This window comes from Mesorhizobium shangrilense, from assembly GCF_040537815.1.
Classification (GTDB): domain Bacteria; phylum Pseudomonadota; class Alphaproteobacteria; order Rhizobiales; family Rhizobiaceae; genus Mesorhizobium; species Mesorhizobium shangrilense.
Genome location: NZ_JBEWSZ010000016.1, coordinates 1 through 14464 on the forward strand (window position 1 = coordinate 1; position 14464 = coordinate 14464).

The following is a 14464-nucleotide window of genomic DNA, read 5'->3' on the forward strand; positions in this document are numbered from 1 at the left end:
GCTGTCCGACAAAAGCTTTGCCGTCGAGCCGGCACGGCTGTTCCTGTGCAACGGCGCCCAGCACGCCATCGACATCGCGCTGCGCCTGGTGGCGAAGCCCGGCGACAGCATCTTGGTGGATGCCTTCACCTATTCCGGTTTCAAGGCAATCGCTGCAGCCAGCCATTTCACCTTGGTGCCTGTGGAGATGGATGAGGAGGGAATGGATCCAGAGGCGCTGAACCAAGCCTGCCGTCGTTCCGGTGCGCGGGTGCTCTATTGCATGCCAACGCTGCAGAGCCCCACAGCACGCACCATGAGCCTGACCCGGCGCCGGGGTATCGCTGAACTGGCTGAGGAGTTCGATCTCACCGTCATCGAGGATGACGTCCACGCGTTTTTCTTCACCGAGCGTCCTATACCGATCGCCTCGTTGGCACCCGGCCGAACCTTCTACGTCACGTCCTATTCCAAATGCATTGCACCGGGCTTCCGGCTCGGCACATTGACCGTCCCGACGGCCTACATTGCGCAAGCCGAGCTCCTCCTGCACGCCTCCGCCTGGTTTGTGGCTCCAATGCTGAGCGAGGCAGTGGTGCGGCTGATTGAAAACGGCAAGCTGGAAGAACTTCTGCGTGAGCGGCGCCGGCAGGCGCTGGAGCGTTACCGCGTGTTCCTGGAGGTCTTTCCCAATGCCGCAGGACTTCAGTTCCCGGCCTTCTTCGGATGGTTGCCATTGCCGGCGGAGTGGTCCGCAGATCAATTTGCCGCCGCTGCGCGGGGTCGCGGCATATTTGTGACGCCGCCCATCGCCTCCGCGATGGGTGAGGGTAACCCCGGCGCAATTCGCATTTGCCTTGGCGCGCCAAAGGACCTTAGAGAACTCTCTGATGTGCTTCAGGCCCTGCGCGATATCCTGGATCGCCATCCAGTAAACGTCGTTTCCGTCGCATAGCCGGTGCTTGTTCCCGGCCAAGTCCCAGTGGCTGCCAGCGGACCCTCGCGGTTACTGTTTTGCCGTTGGATGGATGGCGGGCCAAAAAGTCCGCCAGCTCATGACGACCTTCGCAATGCTACGACACGCTGCCAGCGCCCACACTGATGTTCTATGTGTCGAAATTTCCATTGCAGTTGAAGCAGCCGGTGAAAGGAAGATGGGGGCTCGGGACCGAACAAGTGCGACCCGGATGGTCATGTTCCCAACAGATACGCCGGGACCAGGTTAACGGCCACACAAGATCGATCGCTCAGATGGCCAATCGCACAATTTGCACGCCAAAGGAGGAGACAGCGTTCCTCGATTCTATCCCCGATCCACAGCCACGTTCAGGTGGGCCCATTGAAGCCGAAGCCGCGTTAGCGTCCCCATCCAGCCGCTTTGAGCAAGTCTACACGATCCTGTCCGAGGCCGCCGCCGAGACGCTCAACACCATTGCCTCGGATCCCCGGCACCTGTGCCAACTTGGCCATCCCGGACGAGACTTGCCAACAGCGCCGTCAAGCCCTCGGCGTTCCCCACCGCGCCACCGCCGCACCGCGGCATGGCCCTTGCGCAGCGGCGCCATCAATACACAGCGCGCGAAGATCAAACGCCGCATCACGCCGTGCCAGCGTCAGCGGGCCAGTTCAATCTGGCTTCAAGGAACGTAGCGCACGGCGTCCGGTCGCCAACCGTCTCCGCGCGATCTCACAGTACCTCCAAGTTTAGCTGGTAAGATGCTGAGTCACGCCCGCCCGAAGGCGCAATCGACAAAAACCGAATTGCACTGCAGGAAAGCTGAAATTACAGAGCACTATTTCAGAGACGTGCGGATAGTTGACGGACGACTGCGCCATTTCTCCTCCAAGAACGGGAACAGCATTCCTCCACCGAGAAGCGTCGTTCTATCGTATTAAGCATTGGCGACCAGCCCCTCCGTCAGTTGCAGCGCCTGCCGCTCGAACAGGCGCCGGTAGATGCCGCCGTCGAGGCGGATCAGCGTGCCATGATCGCCCTCCTCGACGATGCGGCTACGGTCAAACACGAGCAGCCTGTCGAGCGCGCGCACGGTCGCGAGCCGGTGCGCGATCACAAGCGTCGTCCTGCCGGCCATCAGCCTTTCCATTGCCTTCTGGATCAGCGCCTCGGACTCCGAATCGAGGCTCGACGTCGCCTCGTCGAGGATCAGGATCGGTGCATTGACCAGGAAGGCTCGCGCAATCGCTACCCGCTGACGCTCCCCGCCGGAAAGCTTCATCCCCCGTTCGCCGACCAGCGTCCCATAGCCCTTCGGCAGGCGTGCAATGAACTCGTGCGCACTGGCGAGCTTTGCGGCTTCCTCGATCTCAGCATGGCTGGCGCCGGGACGCCCATAGGCGATATTCTCGGCAAGCGATCTATGGAACAGGATCGGCTCCTGCTGCACGGTCGCGATCTGCGAGCGGAGCGAAGCCTGTGTCCCCTTTGAAATATCCTGCCCATCGATTAGGATCCGGCCGCCATTTACATCATAAAGCCGCTGGATGAGCTTTACAAATGTGGTCTTGCCAGAGCCGGAAGGGCCTACCAGCCCGACCCGTTCGCCGGCCATAATTGAAACCGAGAGGTCGCTATAGAGCGGCAGCGGATGGTTGCTGTAGTGGAAATGGACGTTCTCGAACTGGATGCGGCCTTTCGTGATCCGGATCGGCTTGGCTTCCGGACGATCGGCGACGTCGAGCGGCTGGTTCTGGATTTCGACCAACTCCTCCATGTCGTTGACCGAGCGCTGCACGTTTCGCACATGCATGCCGACATCGCGCAAATAGCCCTGCAGCACAAAGAAGGACGTGAGCACAAACGCAATGTCGCCCGGGGTCGCTTGGCCATCCGACCAGAGAAGCAGGCTGTAGCCGATTGCGGCCGCCCTAAGCGCGAGCAGCGTGATGCCTTGGACCGTGCCGTTGATCGTTCCGCGCACCCACGTGCGGCGCGTCCGATGCCGCCACTTCGCGATGACCTTCGCGAGGCGCTCTTCTTCCCGTTGTTCGGCGCCGAAGCCCTTAACGACTGCGTTGCAGCTGATGGCGTCCGCGAGCGCGCCGCCGAGCTTGGTATCCCATCTGTTGGCAAGGCTCGCCGCCGGGGCGACATAGCCGAGCGACAGCGCGATGGGCAGTCCGATATAGACAAGCGAGCCGCAGGCGGTCATCAATCCCATTACGGGCCAGTACCAGCCAAGCAGCACAGTCGAACCGATCAGCATGATGAGTGACGGGAACAAAGCGTCCAGGATGGTGTCGTTCAGAAGACCGAGCGCCGACGTGCCGCGCGTGATTTTGCGCACCGTCGAGCCAGAGAAGCTGTTGGCGTGCCAGTCGGCCGACAAGCGTTGGACGCGGCGGAATGTGTCGCTCGCAATGTTGGGCATCATCTTGAGCGTGAGATCGATGATGCCGATGTACGCGACCTGACGCATGACGAGGGCGGCGAGAGCGAGCGCCATCAGCGTGAAGAAAGCACTGAGCGCTACGTCCCAAGCAGTCTGTTCCGCCGACGCCCCACCGGCAACAGCATCGACGAGTAGACCCATATAGAGCGGCGTCAATAAATCAGCGAGCGTGGCCGCAAGCACCGCGGTCATGATGATCCCGAGCCGGGCCGGCTGGCTACTCCATTGGTGGGCAGTGAAAGCGAGAACGTCGCGAAAAGCGCCGTTCTCTCGGAATGCGTCTCTGACGCGACCATGATATGTTGCCACCTTCGTCACTCCATCGATCGCGATGTAAATACCGGTCGGCAAATCCTGCCGCTTCGCGATGAGGGACTCACAAATCGTGCCAACCGCGCAGAAAGGGCATCAGAGAAAATTTGTCCATGTTATCCAAATCCTTAAATGAGAGTCTCTCAGGAAACCCTGCCCCCAGCGCGTCGCGGGTTTGACAAACCAGACAGTCGGTTGCCCGTCGTTCCGGGAACAGCCGCGAGGAGTCCTGCGCGACTGAGCGGAATTCACGCGCGTTTGCGTTGACCGATGTCCAACGAGTTTGCGCATGGCAGCATTAGAGGCCCTCGTATTGTCCTGGGCATGGTACATGCGTGGTCATCCACGAACGCTTCGCCGATTGAGGAGAAATCGTCCCATGATCACGCTCACCGAAAATGCCGCCGTCGCCATGTCGGCCGCGCTTTTCCGAATCGGCGAGCCTCATGCACAGCGGAACCGAACAGTTCACCGACCTCTTCCAGAGTTCTGGCCACTTTCATCCCACGTCCTCCGCCGCCGAAGCCGGCCTTAATGGCAGGCGCCGAACCGACCTCCTGGCGAATGCGACACCTTCCGCCGCCGAGGCAAGCGGCCCATCCGACTTCCGCCGTGTCGCACGTTCCAGCGGCTCGGCGCCGGCGAGGCGTGCGCCCACTCGGCTTCATTCCGCGTCACCTTCCATTCCCGGCTAAGCAGCGTTGCGAGCGCTTTTTTCGTGAACCAGTCGGGGCCTCGAGCACCACGTCGATGGTCAAGGTGTCATCCGCCTTTGGTAACTTCGTAGCAGGGGGCCCTGAACGGATCCACAGCCAAAGTTGGTTCGCTCGCCGGCGTCAGAATGTCGCCTAGCTTGACCGGCGCGAGGACGACCTTCGCCAAAGTGTCCATCGCGACCGAGCCGAGAAAATTTCTCGCCGGCGAAACCACCGCGTAACTAGCCCCGCGTGCTCTCATCAAGCGCGAAGAATTGACTAAAGGGCGCGGCGAGGCTGCGGCCGTCAGCCGTAACGATCGTCAGCGGCGCCGGCGCCCGTGACGGCAAGTGTAACCGGGCGGCTGGCCTTTAAGGCGAAGCGGCCATAAGCGATCTCGATGGCTGCATCGCGACGCCGATTGCCGAGGCAGTCATTGGCTTCGATAAGACGCACGATCAAGAGCACTCGATTCAAGCACACTTCGGTCAGCCTGACAGGACCGGCCAAGGTCCTGATAGTGGACAGGGCGATCAGCACGGATCGTTGCGCGGCTTGCCAACCGTTTGGAACGGCGGGGACGGCGACTTCCTTTCTCCAGCTAAGCGAGTCCGGCGTCGTAAAGACCGAAAGAGCTGCCATTTCCTTTTTTCGGGTTCCGCTGAAAGTCTTCTGTCTAAACGTGATTATTATGGTCCACTCGTTGTATTTCCCAAAGCCATTGCACGGTATAGTGACAGCACTTGGCGGCGTGCGCGGCACGGAAGGGGAGGAGGCCAGGGCAAAGGCTGAAGCACGGTGAGACGGCGCAGACCGTCACGCTCTTCACGAGAGACTATTCTCCACAGGTAATCGTCATCATCGATCCGGCGGGTCGGGAGACTCCAGAACCAGGACGTACGCATCCCTGCGGGGGTTGTCGAATCCCTATAAGATTGAATGTTCGCGAAGGCAGCTCAGGCGGTCGCCTTTTGCGGGTGGCTGAACGTGCTGTCAGGGCGCGGCAGACCGAAATGGTCCCTCAGCGTTGCCCCGTCATAGTCGTGCCGGAAAAGTCCGCGCCGGCGCAAGATCGGCACCACCTCCTCGGCGAATACGTCGAACCCGCCCTGCAGATAGGGCGGCATGACATTGAAGCCGTCCGCGGCACCGTTGTCGAACCATTCCTGGATCTTGTCGGCGATCTGTTCGGGCGTCCCGGCCTGGACCCAATGCCCGCGTGCCCCGGCGAGGCGGTGGAGCAACTGGCGGATCGTCGGATCCTCGCGCTCGATGATGTCGAGTACAACGTGGAAGCGGCTGCTCGCGCCGCGCTCACCCTCGAGACTGATGAGCTCGCGCGGAAATGGCCCGTCCAGGTCGTAGCCGGAAAGGTCGGCGTCGACGATGCGGCGTAGCTGATCGAGAGAATATTCCGGCTGCGTCAGCTCGTTGAACTCGTCATGCAGTGCGCGGGCTTCAGCCTCGGTTGAACCGATGAAAGGACTGATGCCGGGCAGGACCTTGACGTGGTCAGGGTTGCGGCCAACCGACTTCACGCGCGCTTTGATGTCGGCATAAAATTCCTGCGCGTTGCCGAGAGTCTGATGTGCTGTAAATATCGCCTCGGCATAGCGGCTTGCGAATGACCGTCCGTCTTCCGACGAGCCCGCCTGGACATAGACCGGACGCCCCTGGGGCGAGCGCGGAAGCGTCAGCGGGCCCTTCACCCGATGATATTTGCCGATGTGGTTGATTGGGTGGATCTTGTCGGTGTCGGCAAAAATGCCGGACTCCCGGTCCGAAACGAGCGCGTCGTCCTCCCAGCTGTCCCAGAGCTTCGTCACCACATCAACGAATTCGCTTGCGCGCTCGTAACGGTCGGCGTGGGTTGGATGTCGATCAAAGCCGAAATTCAGCGCTGCCGACGCATCGCCCGTGGTGACAATGTTCCAACCGGCGCGCCCGCCGCTCAGATGATCGACAGAAGCAAACAGCCGGGCCAGGTTGTAGGGTTCGTTGTAGGTGGTCGAAGCGGTCGCGATGAAGCCTATTCTCTCCGTCACGGCGGCGAGTGCCGAAATCCATGTCAGCGGCTCCAGCCTGAAGCGGCTTGCGTAGCGGATGTTGTCGGCGAGCGCGGGCCCATCGGCAAAGAACAGCGCGTCGAACTTGCTCGCCTCGGCCTTTTTCGCCAGTTCCTGGTAATAGGCGATGTCCAGCACTCTCTCAGGGGCGGAATCCTTATAGCGCCAGCCGGCTTCATGATGGCCGCCAGGATAGATGAAAAGGTTGAGGTTCAACTGTCGTGATTCGGTGGGCATATGTTTGTCCTCCTGGGGTGACTCTGGGCGACAAGTCTTCGGCCGCTCAGATCGGCAGCACAGGCTTTGTCTCGACGCCGAGATGACGCAGAAGTTCGGAGCGGATCTCGCCGAACCGGCGATGGCTGTGATCGCGTGGCTTGGGGACATCGATGACGATGTCGGCGGCGATCGCGCCATTGTCGAGCACCAAAACCCGGTCCGCCAGCGTCACGGCTTCGTCCACATCATGGGTCACCAGCAGGACGGCCGGCTGGTGACGGGCGCAGAGCTGGCGCAGCAGATCGTGCATGCGCAGGCGGGTCAGCGCGTCGAGCGCACCGAACGGCTCGTCCGCCAGCAGCAGTTCGGGATCACGAACAAGCGATCGCGCCAATGCCACCCGCTGCTGCTCGCCACCAGAGAGTTCGACCGGCCATGCGTTCTCGCGGCCGCGAAGGCCAACCTCTTCGAGAGCCGCCCGTCCGCGTTGGGCGGCGTCCGGCAGGTCGAGACCAAGAACCACATTCTCCAGCACTCGTTTCCATGGCAACAGTCGGGCATCCTGGAACACCACCGATTTCTTATCGGGTGTTTCGAGCCGGCCGGACCCGGAGACTTTGTCATCGAGATCGGCGAGCGCGCGCAACAATGTACTCTTGCCCGACCCGCTACGGCCGAGAAGGGCGACGAACTCTCCCTTCTCGATGTCGAGACTGAGGCCGTCGAGGATGGTTCGCGGCCCGAAACTTCTCACAAGGCTCTCGACCCGCACCACGGGCGCGCCGCTCAATCCGCCAGGGTGCGACGCCATGACAGGGACCTTTCCTGGAAGAAGCGGACGATGCCGTCGGAGGCGAGACCGAGCAACGCGTAGACGGCGAGACCGACGATGACGATGTCGGTCTGGCCGTAGTTGCGTGCGAGATCGATCATGTAGCCGATGCCGCTGGTGGCATTGACCTGTTCGACCACCACCAGGGACAGCCAGGCATAGGTCACCGCGAAACGCAGGCCAAGGAAGAAGCCTGGAAGGGCGCCCGGCAGGATGACCTCGCGGATGAATTCGCCATAGCCCATTCGCAAGGTCTGGGCCAGTTCGACATAACGGCTGTCTATGCTGCGCAAGCTGCTGTGGGTCTGGATATAGATCGGGATCAGGACAGCCAGCGCGATGGCCGTCACTTTCATGCCCTCGCCGATGCCGAACCACAGCATCAGCAGCGGGATCAGAGCGAGCGTCGGTATCGCCCGCTTGATCTGAACGGGGCCGTCGATGATCGCCTCGCCAAGCCGGGATAACCCTGAAATGAGAGCAAGCGTGGTGCCGATCAGGACGCCGAACACCAGACCCTGCGCTGCCCGCCAGGCAGACGTCATCAAATGATCCTGAAGCTTGCCCGCGGCGATGAGATCGATGGCAGTGCCGACAACCGACCAAGGCGCCGGCAGCGTTCTTGGATCGATCAGGCCGGCGATACTGCCGATGGACCAGATCACGAGAAGAAGTGCGGGCCCGATCAGCGCGCCAAACGGGATCGCTCGCCCAAGCGCCAGGCGACGCCTCGTCCCGGTCTTGCGAGGCTGTACAGCGGGCGCAAGCAACCCCCTTTCATCCGATGCGTAGGGAATGGGGAGTGCAACTGCGGCGGTATGTGAGATTGCGTTCATCTGCGTCGTCTCCAGTCTTGAGAAGCGGGCGTCAGGACGCGTTCAGCGCATTGGCGGCGATCGCCTCGAAGCGCCTGTCGAAAAGATCCTCGGCCTTGATCGGGGGCTTGTTCAGTTCCCTGGCCAGGAGATCGATCGTCGCCTGCTGGCGCGCGATCACATCGTTCCAGTCGGACGGGATGTCGAACCGTCCGTCGGCGTCGACGAGATACTGGCCATCTTCGCTGTTGAGGCCCTGGGTGGCGACGTAGTAGCCCTCGATCCACTCTTTCGGATGCTCCTCCACCCATCGGGCCGCAAGTGCCCAGTAGCGCACATATTCGCCGAGAGCGGCAGCTTTGGCCGGGTCGTCAAGCACGGCCTGTGGGGCATAGAGATGGGCTGGATCATCGCGCAAGCCGTGCGGGATGGTGGTAGCGCCGTCGGCACCATACTGGTGCAGATAGTGCTTGACGAGGACACCCCAGATCGGTGCGACGTCAACTTGCTTGCTGGCAAGTGCCACCGGATAGGCATCGCCTTTGCTGGGCAGTTCAATGAGATTGACATCCTCCTTTTTCAGGCCGGCGGCCTGCAGGACCCTCAGCACCAGCGCGCCTTGCGCCTGACCAGGGCTGAAGGCGATCCGTTTGCCGCGCAAATCCGCGAGCGTCTTGACCTCGACGCCGGGCGCAATGCCGAGTTGATAAATCGGGTGCGCAACCGGATCCTTGCGGAACTTCGCGGCAATGATCTTGACCTTGAGCCCCGTCCAGGTCGCGTGGATGGGCGGAATGTCGGCGACGGATCCGACGTCCAATGCATCGGCGCGAAAGGCTTCGATTGTCTGTGGACCGCCGCTGATATTGGCCCATTCGACCTTGAAGGGCAGTCGGTCGATGAGCCCCGAGAGTTCCAGTGCCCTTTGCGTTTCGGGATCGCCGATACGAAGCAGCGTGCCCTCCGGGATTTTGGTCGGCAGTATACCCGCGTCCGGACTACCCGCCCGGGCACTGAAAGGGGAGGAAAAAGCGACCAAGGTTACCGCCAAAGCGGTCACCAATGTTCCAAACCGTCTTCTCGAAAATCTGTCCACAGCCAACATCATCTTGCTCCAATTTTGGAAAGGCTTCGACTTTCGCTGTCCATTATGTCTATCAATTATGTAGACGATAAAGTATCGGATGCTGTTCTTTGCCACCCGAGGGAAACGCTGTTCGTCTCCAATGCTCATTTGGGGCATGGGGCGCTCAAAGGAGGCGGGTTGGGTCGCTGGCAGCGCAGGTTGCGGCCGCCCATCAAAGATCTTGCGGCCCCACCTTACAGCAGGCAAGCAGGAGAGCAGTGCTCGCCAGATATCCCATCAGATTCCATGCGACATGAATTGCCATCGATGGGGCTTTCATGATTGCTAGGTCTATGTCACGTCCTCGCTTGCTGCCCGAAAAGAATTTTCCGAGCTACGCATACCTGCCTGGCAAACATCCGCATCCTGTGCGCGACCCCTTGGGTCACAGTTACCAAAGCGACCCGGTGACCGTTGCCGTTGGCGAAGCGCTCAGTTCAAACGAGTTTCGGTGGGGTATCGACCTTTTCAACCACGGCTATTACTGGGAAGCTCACGAGGCTTGGGAGCCTCTTTGGCACGCTTCGAAACAAAGCACTCAGCATCGCCTGCTCTTCAAGGGATTGATCCTGTTAGCGGCGGCCGGGGTGAAACTCCGCGAGGGAAAGCGGGTCGCTGCAGCGCGCCATGCGACAAGGGCTGCGACGCTTTTTCGCCAGGTGGTGAATTTGCCGAGCCCAGGCTTTGAGACCGCACTCGGAATGACACCTGCCGCGCTTGCAGTATATGCCGAAGCGGCCTTAACTTCCCTGGCTGCTTTGCGGAAGCCGATGCCTGGCCAGCCTGAGCCCGTATTCGATTTCATTCTCGCACCTAACTCAGGGAGCGTCTGATAGGCCCCCAGCGGCTGGCGCGCCGCTATCAGAGATCGTAGCTTCCCTGTTCTCTTCCGCGACATCGTTCGCGATGGCGGCGATGTCGAAACCGCCCCAGATCGTCTGTGCCGGCTTCCTCACTCCACGCTTCTGTTTGATTTCGACGACAAAGGGTCGCGGCTGTTTCATTCGTGCTCTCGGATGCATTTGGGAAGTTGCGAAGCGTCGTCTAAGTCGATCGGACCGTTTGGTCCACCGCTGCCCGCATTTTCCAACGGTTTTGGAAGACGTTGATGTCTTTGGAGCCACAACGTAAGTGGCTCACCACCGACCCCCGGCTCACGTTCTCGATCTCCTGTCCTGCCTTCATTGCGGTCGCCACGACGATCATGTTGCCCGCATAGTCGCCTTTGCTGTGCCCATTGCTAAGCTGTAGCAGATTCAGAATGCATAAAAGATGGCCGCCCCTGTCCATACGCTCACGTTCCCTCAGGAGATCAGGTGCGTCCAACGCATTTTCGGAATCGGTCAGAGGTGACCGATTCATCCTGGTGATGGACCAAGACTTCAGCCGCCGGTTAAAACGGGCAATCGAGGCGACACTTCGGGCTGGTGCTTCGATCACAGTGCTCGCTTGTCAGCCAGCCGGATGTCGTGGGGGGGGACGCGTGGTTCGGCTCGGCAAGCGATCGCCGGCTCGGTCAATCCTCAAGCCGCTTAGATCAAGCATCTTATCGTCGCTTCGGGCCTTGCGGTCTTTTGCATTTGCTGCGCCTATATTAGCGCTCAATAACAACCGGTCCGGCTTGATGGCCGAACCAAACGCGTTGCGAACTTTACAAGGAATACGCATATGGCGACTGGAACCGTGAAATGGTTCAATAGCACTAAGGGATTTGGATTTATCCAGCCCGACAATGGCGGTCAGGACGTTTTCGTCCACATTTCCGCTGTCGAACGCGCGGGCCTCTCGAGCCTGGCTGACGGCCAGAAGATCAACTACGAGGTCGAGCAGGACCGCCGCACTGGCAAGTCCTCTGCCGGCAGCCTCAGCAAAGCTGGCTGATTTTTCTTCTGCATTCTCGCAAGGTCCCGGATGCATCAAGGCGGGGGTAAATCTCCCGCCTTTCATATTTGTTGCGGGCTGTCCGGCTGGCCGCTTCGCGCGCCAGAACGACCCTTGGGAGAAAAACTCAGGCGGCGACTTTCTTGCGGGTCTTCGCCGGCACCGGCTCTTCAAGCTCTTTCGGTTTGCGGCCGAGCCCCATCGTCTTGGCCAATGCCGAGCGCGTAGCGGCATAATTTGGCGCGACCATGGGATAATCCCCCGGCAGACCCCATTTGGCGCGATATTCATCCGGCGTCAGCCCATAGTCGGTCGACAGATGGCGCTTTAGCGATTTGAATTTCTTCCCATCCTCAAGGCAGATAATATAGTCCGGTGTCACCGACTTCCTGATCGGTACAGCAGGGTTGAGCGGCTCCGGCTTCTCGACGGAAACGCTGCTGGTCGTGCTTTTCAGCGCCGCATGCACTTGGCCGATCAGCGCAGGGAGATCGCCCACCGGGACTGGATTGTTCGATACATAGGCTGAGACCACATCCGCGGTGAGCTCGATGAGAGCTTCGATCTTGTTGTCGGCTTCTTCTGTCATGAAACTCTCCGGGCGGTTTAAAACACAGTCGGCGAAGTGTTGCTTCATAGCGGCGGTTGGCGCGGAAAGCAATAAAGGCGCCGCTGGACCATTGCGATGCTCATCCCGCACTTGGCTGCGCACGCTCCCGCCATTGTGCGCCGACGGATCCGCCCGCTGTTGGCACATCCATGCGCGATGTTGCATTGGGGAGCGATCCTGACCTGAGACCGCGCCGACGAGCTGCATCGCGACCTTGATGGAAGGGGAGGGGAAGGCCGGTGCCCGAGCAACCAGAGGCGCCAAAGCTCGTGCTCACGGGGAGGGGGAGGCAAGAGCCTTGAGCCTATTCGGACATTTCAGCCCTGTTGTCGGAAAATCGGCCACTGGCGGCCAGCATCGCATTGCGTGTCCCTCGGCGCAGCGGCATGGCTCATGACGGCATATATCCAAACGGAGTATAATTTTTGCCGGCTTGCTCGTTCTTTGGAAGCGCGTTCGTCGTCAAAGCCGTGAAATGAGCTCAAACAGGTGCCGCCATTCAACGGTTTCCTCCCATTCCGCTGAACGGTTTACCGCCACATCTCTGATTGAGGGAATATCATGCTTTTTCGCAACATTATCGCTCCATTGGGCGTCTGCCTGTCCATCGCTACGCCAGTCTTCGCGGCCGATCTGGTTGAGGTACCGCCGCCAGCCGCGCCAACCTGGACAATTGGGATCGAGGGAAGTCCCGAGTTTTACGCGATCAACAACGGCAGCAATACCGCTCGGTCGCTTGCGGATACCTACTTCAAGTTCAGCGTTTCGCACAATTTCGACAACAATTTTGTCGGCGGCGTGTTCTTCCAGCCGACCTTCAAGACGGGCGGAAAATCCCAATTTTACGGCGAAGCGAGTCTCGGCTACAAAATCAAGCTGACCGACGCCTTTACCCTGACGCCCAGCCTGGGCCTTGGCTACACCTGGCACGACACGGGGATCATCAAGGGTGGCGACGCCAATGCCCAGGTTCCCTACTACGCCCTGTACCTCGCAGGCGATTGGAAGCTGACCAAGCAGTGGACGTGGAACGTCTTCAATGTGCGCTATCGCAACGCCTTCAACACCACCTGGGAAACGCCTAAGGTGGCGACAGGCGTGACCTACAACATCGACTCGACCAACGCGGTCTATGCCAACGTCGGTTACTCGTGGAAGAAGACCGACACGACTTCGGCTCCTTACAAGGATCTCTCGGCCGACAAGCTCAACATCGCGATCGGATACAAGCACTCGCTCTGACCACGACAATATCGCGGCTATCCGCGGCAGCTTTTCGGGCGGTATGCAGCGCGTCGGCATCGGGCGGCCGCTGACGGTACCGCCCGAAATGCTACTGCTCGACGAAGCGCTCGGCGTCCTGGACGCCATGACCAAGATCTCCATGCAGGAGAGCTGGCGCGCAATGAAGAGAACCTCACCATGGTCACCCCCGACATGGCGGAAGTGATCTATCTAGCCGGCCGGATGCTGATCCTGCCCAAAAAAGGGCGGCGCGGCGCGGCCAATCGACATCGATTTGCCGTGACCGCGAGACCGCGGCGAAAGCCACTTCGTGCGCTACGGTGAAGAGTTGCTGCGCGAGTTCGGCCTGCACTACATGGCGGCTGTTGCATGGCGCTGCAGTGCGCTCTCGGATGGGAACCCGTCGTACCGGGCTTGAAAATGCCGCAAGGCTTGTACAAACGTGCGTCGTCAACATGACCCAGGCAAATAGCCGTAGCAGGGAGTGGATATGGTCTTTCGATTGAAGGAGCGCCTCGGCAGGAAGTTTGAAGAGGAAGTGCAATTCTTCAAGGGCTGGCAGAAGGATAAGAAACGTGTGGGGGCGCTCATGCCAACGTCTGTGCATGCCGCGCGCCGGATGGCAAGCGTGATTAATCCAGCATCGGGAATGCCGGTTCTTGAACTTGGCGCCGGAACAGGCGTCATCACCAAGGCTATCCTCGAAAGAGGCATCAAGCCGCATCAGCTGATTTCGGTCGAATATTCGAAAGATTTCTATCATCGCTTGACGCGAGGCTTTCCAGGCGTGGATTTTCGATTGGGCGATGCGTTCGCGCTGGGGGAAGTGCTTGCCGAGCGGAGCGGGGAGCAATTCGACTGTGTCATAAGTGCGGTGCCGATGTTGAGCTTTCCGATGGAACAGCGCATTGCCTTGCTCGAGGATTTGCTGGCCCGCATTCCTGCTGGGCGACCTGTGATTCAAATCACCTACGGGCCCTTGTCGCCGGTGATCAAAATGCCCGACCGCTACGTCGTGTCTCACTATGATTTCGTCGTCCGCAACATCCCGCCCGCACAGCTCTGGACATATCGACGAGCAGTGTGACCGGGCGAGACCCGCGGAGGACGGCCGAGTATCGCAATCATGCTGAAGCACAGGAAAAACGGTGACGTCACGAAGCCGCCATCGGTGCGAAATCTCGTGCCGACCACCGGCTACATAGAACCGACGTAGCACCTCGAACATCGGTTTGCCGTCCTGGGGATGCTCCTCTTAGACAACATCGAAGATC

The 14464-nt window shown here is 60.2% G+C and carries 12 protein-coding genes and 2 pseudogenes; 6 read left to right on the forward strand and 8 right to left on the reverse strand.

Annotated features, from left to right (window positions below; genetic code table 11):
• The coding region (locus ABVQ20_RS39150) for an aminotransferase-like domain-containing protein (RefSeq protein WP_354465139.1) at positions 1 to 934 on the forward strand (934 nt) is incomplete at its 5' end.
• Positions 935 to 1871: 937 nt separating this feature from the next.
• Here ABVQ20_RS39150 and ABVQ20_RS39155 read toward each other — a convergent pair.
• From ABVQ20_RS39155 to ABVQ20_RS39185, 7 genes and pseudogenes are all read right to left on the reverse strand, one after another.
• Positions 1872 to 3698 carry an ABC transporter ATP-binding protein gene (locus ABVQ20_RS39155; protein WP_354465140.1) on the reverse strand — a complete coding sequence of 609 codons (1827 nt, stop codon included), beginning with the start codon at positions 3696 to 3698 and terminating at the stop codon, positions 1872 to 1874.
• Positions 3699 to 4126: 428 nt separating this feature from the next.
• Positions 4127 to 4305 (reverse strand): annotated as a pseudogene (locus ABVQ20_RS39160) (ATP-binding protein); the annotation flags it as partial.
• Positions 4306 to 4702: 397 nt separating this feature from the next.
• The gene (locus ABVQ20_RS39165; protein ID WP_354465141.1) at positions 4703 to 5038 is read right to left on the reverse strand and encodes a hypothetical protein; all 336 of its coding nucleotides are present in this window, start codon (positions 5036 to 5038) and stop codon (positions 4703 to 4705) included.
• A gap of 314 nt (positions 5039 to 5352) precedes the next feature.
• Positions 5353 to 6699: an LLM class flavin-dependent oxidoreductase gene (locus tag ABVQ20_RS39170; protein WP_354465142.1), complete on the reverse strand. Its 1347-nt coding sequence runs from the start codon at positions 6697 to 6699 to the stop codon at positions 5353 to 5355.
• A 46-nt stretch (positions 6700 to 6745) separates the two neighbouring features.
• A complete protein-coding gene (locus tag ABVQ20_RS39175; protein WP_354465143.1) occupies positions 6746 to 7492 on the reverse strand; it encodes an ABC transporter ATP-binding protein in 747 nt (248 codons plus the stop codon).
• Positions 7468 to 8349: an ABC transporter permease gene (locus ABVQ20_RS39180; protein WP_354465144.1), complete on the reverse strand. Its 882-nt coding sequence runs from the start codon at positions 8347 to 8349 to the stop codon at positions 7468 to 7470. The genes ABVQ20_RS39175 and ABVQ20_RS39180 overlap by 25 nt, the downstream gene beginning before the upstream one ends.
• A gap of 31 nt (positions 8350 to 8380) precedes the next feature.
• The gene (locus ABVQ20_RS39185) at positions 8381 to 9433 is read right to left on the reverse strand and encodes an ABC transporter substrate-binding protein (RefSeq protein WP_354465145.1); all 1053 of its coding nucleotides are present in this window, start codon (positions 9431 to 9433) and stop codon (positions 8381 to 8383) included.
• Between the two features lie 329 nt (positions 9434 to 9762).
• Between ABVQ20_RS39185 and ABVQ20_RS39190 the strand changes: the two genes are divergently transcribed.
• A complete protein-coding gene (locus ABVQ20_RS39190) occupies positions 9763 to 10287 on the forward strand; it encodes a DUF309 domain-containing protein (RefSeq protein WP_354465146.1) in 525 nt (174 codons plus the stop codon).
• Between the two features lie 835 nt (positions 10288 to 11122).
• A complete protein-coding gene (locus tag ABVQ20_RS39195) occupies positions 11123 to 11335 on the forward strand; it encodes a cold-shock protein (RefSeq protein WP_354465147.1) in 213 nt (70 codons plus the stop codon).
• Between the two features lie 127 nt (positions 11336 to 11462).
• Here ABVQ20_RS39195 and ABVQ20_RS39200 read toward each other — a convergent pair whose 3' ends face one another.
• Positions 11463 to 11924, reverse strand: coding sequence for a Ros/MucR family transcriptional regulator (locus ABVQ20_RS39200; protein ID WP_354465170.1), 462 nt, complete (start codon positions 11922 to 11924; stop codon positions 11463 to 11465).
• Positions 11925 to 12506: 582 nt separating this feature from the next.
• Between ABVQ20_RS39200 and ABVQ20_RS39205 the strand changes: the two genes are divergently transcribed.
• The 3 genes and pseudogenes from ABVQ20_RS39205 (at position 12507) to pmtA (ending at position 14277) form a co-directional block, all read left to right on the forward strand.
• Positions 12507 to 13187, forward strand: a complete 681-nt coding sequence (locus ABVQ20_RS39205) for a TonB-dependent receptor (RefSeq protein ID WP_354465148.1) — start codon at positions 12507 to 12509, stop codon at positions 13185 to 13187.
• Positions 13188 to 13205: 18 nt separating this feature from the next.
• Positions 13206 to 13608 (forward strand): annotated as a pseudogene (locus tag ABVQ20_RS39210) (hypothetical protein); the annotation flags it as partial.
• Positions 13609 to 13680: 72 nt separating this feature from the next.
• Positions 13681 to 14277, forward strand: coding sequence for a phospholipid N-methyltransferase PmtA (gene pmtA, locus ABVQ20_RS39215; protein ID WP_184877978.1), 597 nt, complete (start codon positions 13681 to 13683; stop codon positions 14275 to 14277).
• Positions 14278 to 14464: the final 187 nt, after the last annotated feature.